Here is a 13,003-nt window from a genome sequence, read left to right as displayed (position 1 = left end):
AAACCCTGAATCATAGTTGTCCCCCAACAAACTATTAATTCAAGGTTATTTTTTTCATAGAAAATAAATCCCATTGAAGCCCAAAATTACCCATTTAAAATTTTTAATAAACTGACTTTTATCATATTTTAAATTTACCACAACATATAACTTTGTGGTAGTAATTTGTATATAATGAGTTTTTGTAAACTACCCTTAGTTTCATGGGTTAATGGAACGATTATGATTGGAGTTTTTGCCTTGGTTGTTGTAGGCTTAATTATAGCTGTTTATCTTTTAATGAACAGCGATAAAAAAACTCAAAAGTAAGTTTTGTATTTGTTGATTGTAAAAATCCGAGTTTTTAACTCGGATTTTTTATTACATTTTCATTAAATTTAAATGTTTAATGAAAATCAATCTAATGTTAGAAACTAACAGTAATTTACAAACAAATTTTGGATATCTTTTAGAAGATGCTTTAATATCAGAAATCAATGAAATTGGCATAACAAAGACTTTTAAAAAAGACGAAATTATTATAGAAATAGGCGATTATATTAAGTTCATGCCATTATTATTAAATGGTGCCATAAAAATTTTAAGAGAAGACCAAAATGGAGATGAATTGGTACTGTATTATCTAGAAAAAGGAGATACTTGCGCTATGACTTTATCTTGTTGTTTAGGGCAAACTAAAAGCAAAATTAGGGCAGTTACAGAAACAGATGTAGAGCTAATTATGATTCCTAAAGAAAAAATGGGAGAGTGGTTAGGTGTTTATAAATCTTGGCAATCTTTTATTTTACAGAGTTATCACAATAGAATGGATGAACTTTTAGAGGCTGTAGATACTATTGCATTTTTAAAAATGGACGAACGTTTATTCAGATATTTAAAAGACAAAGCAATGGTTACACATAATGATGTGATTTTTACTACACATCAAGAAATTTCGCAAGATTTACATACTTCTAGAGTTGTAATATCTCGTTTATTAAAAAAATTAGAGAACGAACAAAAAATAGCACTTTTTAGAAACAGTATCAAAGTATTACAATTGTAACATAAGTTACTGAATGCTATTGATACACATCTTATTTTTGTATTTATATGAAAAATTCAATAGCAGTTTTACTCGTACTTAGTCTGGTCTTTAGTTGTAAAGATTCTCAGAAAACATCTTCTTATGCTAAAAAGGATGTAAGTTCTACAAAGCATAAAGGCAAAAGATTAATGGAAACAAGTTGTTACTCTTGTCATAGTCTTAATGCACCAGAAGAAAGTAGATTAGCACCACCAATGATTGCCATAAAAAGAAGATATATCAGTAAAAATACTTCTAAACAAGATTTTATAAATGATATGCAAAGTTGGATGAAAAACCCAACAAACGAAAAGGCTAAAATGTATGGTGCAGTAAAACGATTTGGTTTAATGCCAAAATTAGGATATCCAGAAGAAACAATTCAACTTATTGCAGAATATATGTTTGATAATGAGCTTGAAAAACCAGAATGGTTCGAAAAACATTACAAGGAGCAACATAGAAACGGAATGGGAAATGGAATTAAAAATGGAAAAGGGATGCAAGGTAATCGTATAAAAAACGATGCTATGAATGTACCTTACAATGAAAGAGGATTAAAATATGCATTATCTACCAAAGCTGTTTTGGGTAAAAATTTAATAGGTAAAATACAAAAAGAAGGAACTTTAGGGGCTTTAAAATTTTGTAATATAAAAGCATATCCATTAACTGATAGTATGGCTATTGTAAATAATGCGACTATAAAAAGAGTTTCAGATAAACCAAGAAATCCTAAAAATTCAGCTTCTGAAATCGAAAAAGGGTATATAAATATTTTTAAAGAAGATGTAAAATTGAATAAAGAATCAGATCCTGTTTTGGTGGTTTCTGATAAAAAAGTCCATTTTTATTATCCTATTAAAACAAATAGAATGTGTTTGCAATGTCATGGAACTAAAAATTCTGATATTAAATTAAGTACAATAGAAGAATTAGAAAAATTATATCCAAAAGATTTAGCCACTGGTTATCATGAGAATGAAGTAAGAGGTATTTGGAGTATCACTTTTAATAAATAATAATTAGGTATGAGCAAGTTTACAGAAATTATTAATCAAGATAAACCAGTTTTAGTAGATTTTTTTGCTGTTTGGTGTGGGCCATGTAAAACAATGTCTCCAATTTTAAAAGAAGTAAAAGATACTTTAGGCGATAAAATTTCTATTATTAAAATTGATGTTGATAAAAACCAAGCCTTAGCAGCAAAGTATCAGGTTAGAGGAGTACCAACATTAATCTTATACAAATCTGGTAAACAAGTTTGGAAACAATCTGGTGTTGTGCCAAAAAACGATTTAGTATCTATTATAAATAATTTTGGTTGATGTTTATAATAGAGTATTGGTTGATTGCTAAGCATCTGATTAATTTCAGGTGCTTTTTATTGGATACAATCTAAACTATAAAAACCACCACAATTTTTAGTTCTTTTTTTAGAAAATTGAGTAATTAAATAAGCAGTAGTAATTAAGTTTCTTAACTCACATAAATCAACAGAAAGTTCAGAGTGGTCGTACAAGCGTTTGTTATCTTCATACAAAACTCTTAATCTTTTTTCTGCACGTTTTAAACGTTCATTAGAGCGCACAATACCTACATAATTTGTCATAATGGTTTTTACCTCATTTCTATCATGTGTTATTAATATCTTTTCCATATTTTTAATAACACCACTATCATTCCAAGCAGGTGCATTTTTAGGTAATTTAGCTTTTTTGTACTTTTTAGAAATTGTAGTAAAAGCATTATGTGCATAAACTAAACCTTCTAATAATGAGTTAGAAGCTAATCTATTACCTCCATGTAAACCAGTTCTAGTAACTTCGCCACAAGCATATAATTTTTTAATAGAAGTTTTTGCCTTTTTGTTGACATTTACACCACCACAAATGTAATGAGATGCTGGTACAACAGGTATAAAATCTTTAGAAACATCAATATTTAAAGAAGCACATTTTTCTGTAATATTTGGAAAATGTGCTGCAAATTTATCCATATCTAAATTGGTGCAATCTAAATAAACGTGCGGTTTACCACTTTTTTTCAATTCGTTATCTATGGCTCTTGCTACAATATCTCTAGAGGCTAACTCTTCTCTTTCATCATAATTATGCATGAATAAGTTGCCTTTAAAATCTCTTAATTTGGCGCCAAAACCTCTAACTGCTTCAGAAATTAAAAATGCTGGGTATTCACCAGGATTATACAATGCTGTTGGATGAAATTGAATAAATTCCATTTCAGAAATTTCTGCTTTTGCTCTATAAGCAATTCCAATTCCATCTCCAGTAGCCACTGTTGGATTTGTTGTTGTTTCATAAACTTGTCCATTTCCACCAGAAGCAAGTAAGGTAAATTTACTAACGATTGTTTTTACTTGTTCTTTTTTTTCATCTAAAACATAAGCACCATAACAAGAAATTTTAGAATTTCTTTTTGTTTTTTTCTTTTTAACTTGATGTTCAGTAATTAAATCGATAGCATAATGATGAGTTAGAAAATCGATATTTGGTAAGGCATTTACTTGTGCTAATAAAGCACGTGCAATTTCTGCACCAGTAATATCTGTATGGTGTAAAATTCGGTTTTGAGAGTGTCCTCCTTCACGACCTAAATCGTAATATCCATTTTCATTTTTGTCGAATTTTGTTCCCCATTCAATTAATTCTTGTAATCTATTTGGTGCATCTTCTACAACCATTCTAACAACATCTTCATCACACAAACCATCACCAGCAACTAAAGTGTCTTGTACATGTTGTTCAAAACTATCAACATTTTTATCAAAAACGGTAGCAATTCCTCCTTGAGCGTATTTGGTATTTGACTCACTTTGTGAATCTTTAGTAACAATTATAACTTTAGACTCTTTGTGTTTGGTGGCAATTTTAAGTGCAAAAGTTAAACCAGAAACTCCAGAGCCAATTACTAAAAAATCTGAGGTAATTATCTTTTCGTTACTAACCATTTGTTTTTTTATTTTGATAATTCTAACATTCTGTTAATAGGAATAATTGCTTTTTTTGCCAATTCGCTTTCAACTTCAATATTAGGCAATTCGTGTTTTAAACATAAATACAATTTTTTCATTGTATTCATTTTCATATATGCACATTCGCTGCAAGCACAAGTGTTATCTTCTTTTGCAGGAGCAGGAATAATAATTTTATCTGGGTTTTCTTGCATCATTTCAAACAAAATACCAGCTTCTGTTGCCACAATAAACTTGTTTTTTTCGCTGTTTTTTACATAGTTTAATAAACCTGAAGTAGAGCCAATATATTTAGCAACTTTAAGTAAATGTGCTTCAGATTCTGGGTGTGCAATTATTTCTGCATCTGGATGTTCTTTGTATAAGTCGATTAACTTTTCCATAGAAAAAGCTTCATGGACCATACAAGCCCCATCCCAAAGTAACATCTCTCTACCAGTCTCTTTGTTAAGATAATCGCCTAAATTTCTGTCTGGAGCAAATATTATAGGTTGCTCTTTTGGTAAAGAATCTATAATTTTTTTTGCGTTAGATGATGTACAAACATAATCGCTTAACGCTTTTATTTCTGCAGAACAGTTAATGTAAGTTACCACTAAATGATCTGGATGTTGTTTTTTAAATGCAGCAAAACTTTCTGGCGGACAAGAGTCTGCCAAAGAACAACCCGCTAATAAATCTGGTAATAAAACTTTTTTAGTAGGATTTAAAATTTTTGCAGTTTCTGCCATAAAATGCACACCTGCAAAAACAATTACATCTGCATCTGTTTTGGCTGCTTGTTGCGCTAAAGCTAAACTATCACCAACAAAATCTGCAATTTCTTGTATTTCATCAATTTGATAATAATGTGCTAGAATCACTGCATTTTTTTCTTTTTTTAGCTTTAAAATCTCCTCAACATAATCAATATTAGGTGTTTCTATATCTAAAAATCCTTTCTCATTTAGATTTCTTTTTGCGGTTGCTAAAGTTTCCATAAAAATGTATATTTTTAACTAGAGTACAAATATAAACTCTATTTTGGAGCTAGTGAAACTATTCATGTTATTCTATGAATTTATAACGATAAAATAAGTAATGTTGAATTTATCTAAGGATTTTTGGGGAAATAAGTATAAAACAAATAAAATTGGTTGGGATTTAGGTGATATTTCTAACCCTTTAAAATCATATTTTGATCAATTAACTAACAAAACGCTTAAAATATTAATTCCTGGTGCTGGAAACTCTTATGAAGCTGAATATCTTTTTAACAACGGATTTAAAAATGTTTATGTTTTAGATATTTCTAAAGAACCTTTAGAAAATTTAAAAAAAAGAGCGCCTAATTTCCCAGAAGTTCAATTAATTCTTGGCAATTTTTTTGATTTAGAAGGTGATTTCGATTTGATTATAGAACAAACTTTTTTCTGTGCAATCAATCCTGATTTAAGAGCAAAATATGCATCAAAAATGAGAGATTTATTGCATCAAAATGGAAAGTTAGTTGGTTTATTGTTTGATGCAAAACTCAATGAAGATCATCCACCTTTTGGTGGGAATAAAGAAGAATATTTAACTTATTTTAAACCCTATTTTTCTGTTGATATTTTAGAAGAATGCTACAATTCTTATCCAAATAGACAAGGAATGGAACTGTTTATGAAATTCATTAAAAAACATTAAGAATTGTAACAAATGTTACAGATTAGCAATCTTGTTTTTGTATTTTTATAGTTCAAAATAAGGGTATGGAAGATATGCTATTCTATGATAGAATGCAGTTTGCATTTACTATCACATTTCACTATTTATTTCCGCAATTAACAATGGGTTTGTCATTGATGATTGTGTATTTTAAATGGAAATTTTTAAGAACTCAAGTCGAAAAATACAATGATGCTGCAAAATTTTGGATGAAAATTTTTGCACTTAATTTTGCAATGGGAGTTGTAACTGGTATTCCTATGGAATTCCAATTTGGTACAAACTGGGCGAAATTTTCTGAATTAACAGGAGGAATTATTGGTCAAACTTTAGCCATGGAAGGGATGTTTTCTTTCTTTTTAGAATCGTCCTTTTTAGGGCTTTTTCTTTTTGGTGAAAAGTTGTTAGGTCATAAACTCCATTTTCTCACTGGTTTTCTCGTATTTTTAGGTTCTTGGGCAAGTGGTTATTTAATTATTGCCACACATTCTTGGATGCAGCATCCTGTAGGTTATGAAATTATAGAAAACGGAAAATTTGTTTTAAATAATTTTGGCGCTTTATTTTCTAATCCTTGGTTATTGCCTTCTTATTTACACAATCAAGCAGCATCTATTGTAACATCATCTTTTGTAGTTGCTGCAATTGGAGCCTTTTATTTGTTGAATAATAAACATCACGAATTCGGAAAAATGTTTGTAAAAACAGGCGTTATTTTTGGATTATTTTCTAGTTTGTTAGTGGCTTTTCCAACAGGAGATTTAGTTGCCAAAAACGTAGTAAAATATCAACCTGCAACATTTGCTGCTATGGAAGGGATTTTTGAAACTGAAGAAGGAGGTTCTGAAATTGTTTTAATTGGGCAACCAAATATGTTAGAAAAGAAGTTGGATAACAAAATTGCAGTTCCAAATATTTTAAGTTTTTTAACCTATCAAGATTGGAATGCAGAAATTAAAGGTTTAAATGAATTTGATAAAAGTGTACACCCAACAAATGTACCTGGATTGTATTATTCTTATCATATAATGGTTGGTTTAGGAACCATTTTTATAGGTTTAATGTTATTGGCAACAGTGCAATTATTCCGAAGGAAATTATACAAAACAAAATGGATTTTATGGTCGCTAATGTTTATGTTACCTTTTCCATACATTGCAAATACTACAGGTTGGTACACAGCAGAATTGGGTAGACAACCTTGGTTGGTTTACAATTTATTAAAAACTGCAGACGGAGCCTCACCAACAGTTTCATCAGGAAATACACTATTTACTTTATTAGGTTTTATTGGTTTATATCTCCTTTTAGGAATGTTATTTTTAATGTTAGCAGGTAAAATTATTAATAAAGGTCCAGAACCAGAAACACACTAAGAATTATGGAATTATTTTGGTATATCGTTTTAATGACAATGTTGGCTGTTTATGTAATTTTAGATGGTTATGATTTTGGAGCAGGAATTATTCATTTATTTTTTGCTAAAAAAGAAAAAGATAAAAAAGCAATAACAAATGCAATTGGTCCTTTTTGGGATGCTAACGAGGTTTGGCTAATTGCTTCTGGAGGTGTATTGTTTTTTGCTTTTCCTACTTTATACGCATCTTCTTTTAGTGGTTTTTATTTGCCTTTAATGATGATTTTATGGTTGCTTATTTTTAGAGCTATTGGGTTAGAATTAAGAGGGCAAGTTCATAACAGAATATGGGAAGCCATTTGGGATAAAGCATTCGGAATTTCAAGTTTATTATTAGCTTTATTTTTTGGAGTTGCTTTAGGAAACGTGGTAAGAGGTGTAAATTTAGGAAACGTTGTAAATGGTGTTTCTACGCAAGAAGCACATTATTTCTTTTTACCACTTTGGAATCCGACTTTTAGTCCGCAAACAGAACAATTAGGAATTATTGATTGGTTTACTTTGTTGTTAGGAATTATTGGTGTAGTTTCTTTAACAATTCACGGTGCAAACTGGATAATTTTTAAAACCAATTCAGACATCAACGAAAAATTGAAAAATGTAGTTTTTAATTTAAATTTTGTCTTGCTAGGTTTGGTAATAATTTCGCTTTTAGTTTGGCATATTATTGAACCAAAACCATTTCATAACTTCTTAGACAAACCTTGGTTATTTATTTTTCCAATCATCACTTTTACAGGTTTATTCGGTTTGTTTAAAGTAAAATCATTCAAAAAACACGGACTTGGATTTTTGTTTTCATCGTTATTTCTTTTTGGCGGATTAACATCAACAGTGGCATCTATTTTTCCAAAAGTATTGCCATCAACAAATAATATAAACCCAGATTTAACTTTGTATAATGTTGCTGCAGATGAATATGGTTTGTCTGTAGGTGTGTATTGGTTTGCAATTGCAGCAGTTTTAGTAACTGTTTATATGGTAATTCAGTACAAGGTTTTTAAAGGAAAAATGGATAATGTTGGTTATGGAGAACATTAATTAGTTTAATGTTATGACAGGTACTTTAATCTCTTTAATTAGTATTTTTATTGGTATTATTGGAGCAAATTTCTTCGGATATTTTAAAAAAAAATACTCTTTTGGTTTTACAGGAAATACATTAATTGGAGTATTTGGTAGTATTTTATTCATCAAATTGTTTGGTAGATTGGGTTTTAATCCTTGGTATATAATACAAAATGAATCTTTTCATATTTGGTTGTTTATAATCAATTGTATTGTGTCTTTTTTAGGCGGAGTTTTAGGCCTTATTTCTATAAAAATGATATATAATAAAATGAACAAAGAAGCAGCTAACTAGCTGCTTTTTTGTTATGTAACAAATGTTGCTGTGTATATTTTATGTTGATGCTATCTTTGGATAAAACATAAAATATGTCTAAAATTGTCATTTTAGGTGCAGGAATTTCTGGTCATGTAGCAGCTTCTCATTTAAGGAGAAAGTTGCCAAAAGAACATGAAGTTGTTGTGGTTTCTCCTAATAGTAATTATCAATGGATTCCATCTAATATTTGGGTAGGAATTGGTAGAATGAAATCAGAAAAAATCTTATTTCCTTTAGCACCTTTGTATCAGAAAAAGGGTATTGGTTATAAACAAGCAAAAGCAATTTCATTTTTTCCTGAGGGTGATGTTAAGGAAGAAAAACCATATGTTTTAGCAGAATATGTTGTTGGAGAAAACAAAGGAACTCAAGAAAAAGTTACATACGATTACTTGATAAATGCCACTGGCCCAAAATTAAATTTTGAGGCTACAGAAGGTTTGATTCCTGGCGAAAATAAAACCTATTCTGTTTGTACATACACACATGCAGATCACGCTTGGCAGGGTTTAGAAGCCTTAATCCAAGAGATGAAAAAAGGAAAAAAGGCTAAGATTTTAATTGGTACTGGTCACGCAAAATCTACTTGTCAAGGTGCAGCTTTTGAGTATATTTTAAATGTAGAACAAGAATTACACAAACATAATGTACGAGAAATGGCAGAAATCACATGGATTTCTAATGAATATCAATTAGGTGATTTTGGTATGGATGGAATGCTTTTGAGTTATGGATCTATGACTATGAAATCGAATGAAATGGTCGAAATGATTTTTGAAGACAGAGGTATTAAATGGATATTAGGAGCAGGAGTTAATAAAATTGAAGACGGGTTAGCTTATTATGAAAACTTAGAAGGAGAACACAAAACAGAAACCTATGATTTTGCAATGTTAATTCCGACTTTTTCTGGTCACGGATTTAAAGCTTATGATAAGAATGAAAAAGACATAACAGAAAAACTATTTAAAGGTTTTATGCTTGTTGATGCAGATTATACACCAAAACCTTATGAGGAATGGTCTGTTAAAGATTGGCCAGAAACTTATCAGAATCCAAATTATAAAAACATTTTTGCACCAGGAATTGCTTTTGCTCCTCCACACGCAATTTCTAAACCTAGAACTAGTAAAAACGGAACAGCAATTTCACCTTCTCCGCCAAGAACAGGAATGCCTTCTGGAATTACTGCAAAATTAGTAGCAGATAATATTATAGATTCTATTAAAAAAGGAGAAGATTCTATGCATCATAAAGGTTCTTTAGGAAATATGGGAGCTGCTTGTATAGCATCTGCAGGTTATGGTTTAACTTCTGGAAGTGGAGTAAGTATAACAACGTTTCCTATTGTTCCAGACTATGAAAAATATCCAAATACACAAGGGAGAAAATTAGGAAAAACCTTTGGCGAAATAGGTTTAGCTGGCCATTGGTTAAAATTAGCATTGCATTATGCATTTATTTACAAAGCTAAAATGCGACCATTTTGGTGGTTAATTCCTGAATAAAAAACATCAAATTATGACACAAAGAATATCAAAATATCAAAGATTTAAAATTATGAATCCTATCATCCAGTTTTTCAAATTCATTTATTTAAGTATAAAAATAATGATTGTTGTTGCTGGAGGACATGGAGGAACTAGAAAGGTAAGCTGATGTAGTTGTCAGTTTTGGTTGGTTAAGGTATTGTTAATAATACCTTGAAAAAGAGGGTTTTTAACCCTCTTTTTTTTGTCAAAAATTGGGTTGTGTTACAAAGGTTACAGACTACTCTTTATTCTCAACTTACTTTTGTGCTAGATAATTAAATGATCAATGAAAAATATAAAATCAATATTAATACTTTTTCTTTTTGTTAGTACTTTAAGTATACAAGCACAAGAAATTATACCGATTTCTAAGGCAGATGTATTTGCTAAAGTGAAAGAACATAATACAAGTATTAAAATTTCTAAAGAAGAATTTAATGCAGCTAAAGCAGATTATAGTCAAACAAATGCTGTGTTTTTGCCAAACATAACTGCGAGTCATACAGGTATTTCTACAACAAATCCGTTAATGGCTTTTGGGTCTAAATTAAATCAGGAAATATTAACTGCAAACGATTTTAATCCAGCTTTATTAAATGACCCAACAACAACAAGAAATTTTGCTACAAAAATAGAAGTACAACAACCTCTTATCAATTTAGATGGTTTTTATCAAAGAAAAGCAGCCAAATCTAAAATGGAAGCAATGTCTTTAAAAACCGAAAGAACACAAGATTATATGATTTTTGAAGTTGATAAAGCTTACATGCAATTGCAATTGGCATACAAAGCTGTAGAGGTTTTAGGAAAAGCGTTAGAAGCTGCAAATGCGAATAAAAAAATGGCTGATAATAGTTTTAACGAAGGTTTTTTACAAAGAGCTGATGTTTTAAATGTTGAGGTGAGAGTTACAGAAGTTAAAAATCAATTGCAAACTGCCAAAAGTAATGTGCAAAACGCTTCTAATTATTTGTCTTTTTTGATGAATGATAAAACCTATGTTGTATACAAACCAACAGAAAATTTATCGGTTGCTAGTTTTAATGTTGATGACAAGAATATCTCTGAAAACAGATCTGATATCAAAGCAATGGAACTAGCTTTAAAAGGATATGAAGCAATGAATAAAGCTGATAAAATGGCTTTTTTACCAAGGTTAAATGCTTTTGGAAGTTACGAAATGTATGATGATAAAATATTTCAAGGTGATGCAAATGGTTACATTATTGGAGCACAATTAAGTTGGGATATTTTTCAAGGCTCTAAACGTTTTGGAAAAGCTAAAAAAAGTAAAGCTGAATTAGAGAAATCTAAGTTAGAGTACAATCAATATGTTTCTAAAAGTAATTTAGAATTGAACAAAGTAAAGCGTCAATTAGTAGATGCTAAAAATAGCTTAGAACTAACAAAATTGGCAGTAGAACAATCAGAGGAATCTTTAAGAATTAGAAAAAATAGATTTAAAGAAGGTTTAGAAAAAACTTCAGATTTATTAATCGCAGAAACTCAATTTGCACAAAAGCAATTAGAATATTATCAAACAATATTCGAATTTAATTTTACACAAACGTATTTAGAATTTTTAACAAAGCAATAAAACCTCTCGACTGCGCTCGAGGAGACAGCATCTTGTCTGGTTGAGCGCAGTCGAAACCTAAAAAATAAAATCCATACAAATGAAAAAATACATCTACATAATTACTTTATTATCAGCTTCAATATTTATAACGAGTTGTGGTAGTGAAGATAAAAAAGCGGGTACAGATAATTCGCCAGCAATTAAAGTTGTGGTAAATAAAATTAAAGCAAATAGCAATAACCCATTTTTGTCTGTAAGCGGAAAAATACAAGCTACAAATAGTGCAGATTTAAGCACAAGAATAATGGGTTTTGTAACCAAAGTTCACGTAAATGTTGGTGATAAAGTAAGAAAAGGTCAATTGTTAGTTTCAATTAATAATACAGATTTGCAAGCAAAAAAAGCCCAAGTAAATGCAGGAATTACACAAGCACAAACTGCTTTTACAAATGCAGAAAAAAATTACAATCGTTTTAAAAATTTAATGGCAAGTAATAGCATTTCTCAAAAAGAAATGGATGATATGACAGCAAATTACCAAATGGCAAAAGCTGGTTTAGAATCTGCAAAACAAATGAAAAACGAAATCAATGCACAATTTACATATAGTAATATTACTGCTCCTTTTAGTGGTGTAATTACAAGTAAAAATATTGAAGAAGGTGATATGGCAAATCCTGGAATGCCTTTAATTAGTTTAGAAACACCAAATAATTTTGAAGTAATTGCAATGGTGCCAGAAACAGAAATTTCTCAAATTAAAAAAGGGACAAATGTAAATGTTTTAGTGAAAGCAATTGGGAAAACTGTTCAAGGTAAAGTAAGTGAAGTAAGTAGTTCTGCTAAAAATACGGGTGGACAATTTTTAGTGAAAATAACTTTAGCTAAAACAGATGATTCCATTTTATCAGGGATGTTTGCTACAGTTCAGTTTCCTTTGGAAAGAAAATCGGCTTCTTCTATGGTTTTAATTCCTACAGAAGCTCTTGTTAAAAACGGACAATTATCTGGTGTTTATACAGTAAGTACAAGTAATACGGCTTTATTACGTTGGTTGCGTTTAGGAAGAACTTATGGTGATAAAGTAGAGGTTTTATCTGGTTTAAATGCTGATGAAGCTTATATATTTTCTGCTGAAGGAAAATTATATAATGGTGCTAAAGTTAGTATTCAGTAAGCAGTTTTTAGTCTTAGTTGACTGTAAATAAGTGTAAATAAAGTTACAGAATTAGTTAGAATTATTGCGTTAAGGATAGAAGTGGAAATCCTTTTTTTGCTGCCGTTTATGGCAAAAAAAGATTGAAATGAATAGCCTGTTTAAACGCCCAAAAATATAAA

General features: G+C 30.1%; 12 protein-coding genes. 10 read left to right on the top strand and 2 right to left on the bottom strand.

The genetic code is table 11. From position 1 onward, the window contains the following. Positions 1-388: 388 nt before the first annotated feature. Genes BW723_RS03160 through trxA form a run of 3 tightly spaced genes read left to right on the top strand, consistent with a single transcriptional unit; the run spans position 389 to position 2,394 of the window. A complete protein-coding gene (locus BW723_RS03160) occupies positions 389-1,045 on the top strand; it encodes a Crp/Fnr family transcriptional regulator (protein WP_394372176.1) in 657 nt (218 codons plus the stop codon). 47 nt (positions 1,046-1,092) lie between these two features. After that, on the top strand, positions 1,093-2,088 hold the full coding sequence (locus tag BW723_RS03155) for a Tll0287-like domain-containing protein (protein ID WP_068362402.1): 996 nt from the start codon (positions 1,093-1,095) through the stop codon (positions 2,086-2,088). Between the two features lie 9 nt (positions 2,089-2,097). Further along, the gene (trxA, locus tag BW723_RS03150) at positions 2,098-2,394 is read left to right on the top strand and encodes a thioredoxin (protein ID WP_068362406.1); all 297 of its coding nucleotides are present in this window, start codon (positions 2,098-2,100) and stop codon (positions 2,392-2,394) included. A gap of 56 nt (positions 2,395-2,450) precedes the next feature. On the opposite strand, the gene nadB is transcribed toward trxA, so the two are convergent. Both nadB and nadA read right to left on the bottom strand, forming a co-directional pair. Beyond that, complete coding sequence (nadB, locus tag BW723_RS03145; protein WP_068362409.1) at positions 2,451-4,037, bottom strand: L-aspartate oxidase; 1,587 nt, start codon at positions 4,035-4,037, stop codon at positions 2,451-2,453. An 8-nt stretch (positions 4,038-4,045) separates the two neighbouring features. Beyond that, positions 4,046-5,041 (bottom strand): quinolinate synthase NadA, encoded by a 996-nt coding sequence (nadA, locus tag BW723_RS03140; protein ID WP_068362412.1) that lies wholly within the window; start codon positions 5,039-5,041, stop codon positions 4,046-4,048. 103 nt (positions 5,042-5,144) lie between these two features. Here nadA and BW723_RS03135 point away from each other — a divergent pair, with 103 nt between their 5' ends. The 7 genes from BW723_RS03135 (at position 5,145) to BW723_RS03105 (ending at position 12,842) form a co-directional block, all read left to right on the top strand. Continuing rightward, the gene (locus BW723_RS03135; protein WP_068363590.1) at positions 5,145-5,729 is read left to right on the top strand and encodes a methyltransferase domain-containing protein; all 585 of its coding nucleotides are present in this window, start codon (positions 5,145-5,147) and stop codon (positions 5,727-5,729) included. 65 nt (positions 5,730-5,794) lie between these two features. Continuing rightward, positions 5,795-7,126 carry a cytochrome ubiquinol oxidase subunit I gene (locus BW723_RS03130; RefSeq protein WP_068362414.1) on the top strand — a complete coding sequence of 444 codons (1,332 nt, stop codon included), beginning with the start codon at positions 5,795-5,797 and terminating at the stop codon, positions 7,124-7,126. A gap of 5 nt (positions 7,127-7,131) precedes the next feature. After that, positions 7,132-8,208, top strand: coding sequence for a cytochrome d ubiquinol oxidase subunit II (gene cydB / locus BW723_RS03125; protein WP_068362417.1), 1,077 nt, complete (start codon positions 7,132-7,134; stop codon positions 8,206-8,208). Positions 8,209-8,221: 13 nt separating this feature from the next. Continuing rightward, a complete protein-coding gene (locus BW723_RS03120) occupies positions 8,222-8,530 on the top strand; it encodes a hypothetical protein (protein WP_068362419.1) in 309 nt (102 codons plus the stop codon). 74 nt (positions 8,531-8,604) lie between these two features. After that, on the top strand, positions 8,605-10,062 hold the full coding sequence (locus BW723_RS03115) for an NAD(P)/FAD-dependent oxidoreductase (protein ID WP_068362422.1): 1,458 nt from the start codon (positions 8,605-8,607) through the stop codon (positions 10,060-10,062). Positions 10,063-10,372: 310 nt separating this feature from the next. After that, positions 10,373-11,683, top strand: coding sequence for a TolC family protein (locus BW723_RS03110; protein ID WP_068362425.1), 1,311 nt, complete (start codon positions 10,373-10,375; stop codon positions 11,681-11,683). Positions 11,684-11,762: 79 nt separating this feature from the next. Further along, entirely contained in the window at positions 11,763-12,842 is a 1,080-nt protein-coding gene (locus BW723_RS03105; protein ID WP_068362428.1) for an efflux RND transporter periplasmic adaptor subunit, read from the top strand. The last annotated feature ends 161 nt before the right edge of the window (positions 12,843-13,003 follow it).

Source organism: Polaribacter reichenbachii, assembly GCF_001975665.1.
GTDB lineage: Bacteria > Bacteroidota > Bacteroidia > Flavobacteriales > Flavobacteriaceae > Polaribacter > Polaribacter reichenbachii.
Note: the sequence above shows the minus strand (reverse complement) of the source record. Positions and strands in the feature narration are given on the sequence as shown.

Bases quoted from the DNA above. Each gene is read 5' to 3' on its own strand.
- BW723_RS03160 (WP_394372176.1), top strand. From the start codon at position 389: ATGAAAATCAATCTAATGTTAGAAACTAACAGTAATTTACAAACAAAT.
- BW723_RS03155 (WP_068362402.1), top strand. From the start codon at position 1,093: ATGAAAAATTCAATAGCAGTTTTACTCGTACTTAGTCTGGTCTTTAGT.
- trxA (WP_068362406.1), top strand. From the start codon at position 2,098: ATGAGCAAGTTTACAGAAATTATTAATCAAGATAAACCAGTTTTAGTA.
- nadB (WP_068362409.1), bottom strand. From the start codon at position 4,037: ATGGTTAGTAACGAAAAGATAATTACCTCAGATTTTTTAGTAATTGGC.
- nadA (WP_068362412.1), bottom strand. From the start codon at position 5,041: ATGGAAACTTTAGCAACCGCAAAAAGAAATCTAAATGAGAAAGGATTT.
- BW723_RS03130 (WP_068362414.1), top strand. From the start codon at position 5,795: ATGGAAGATATGCTATTCTATGATAGAATGCAGTTTGCATTTACTATC.
- cydB (WP_068362417.1), top strand. From the start codon at position 7,132: ATGGAATTATTTTGGTATATCGTTTTAATGACAATGTTGGCTGTTTAT.
- BW723_RS03120 (WP_068362419.1), top strand. From the start codon at position 8,222: ATGACAGGTACTTTAATCTCTTTAATTAGTATTTTTATTGGTATTATT.
- BW723_RS03115 (WP_068362422.1), top strand. From the start codon at position 8,605: ATGTCTAAAATTGTCATTTTAGGTGCAGGAATTTCTGGTCATGTAGCA.
- BW723_RS03110 (WP_068362425.1), top strand. From the start codon at position 10,373: ATGAAAAATATAAAATCAATATTAATACTTTTTCTTTTTGTTAGTACT.
- BW723_RS03105 (WP_068362428.1), top strand. From the start codon at position 11,763: ATGAAAAAATACATCTACATAATTACTTTATTATCAGCTTCAATATTT.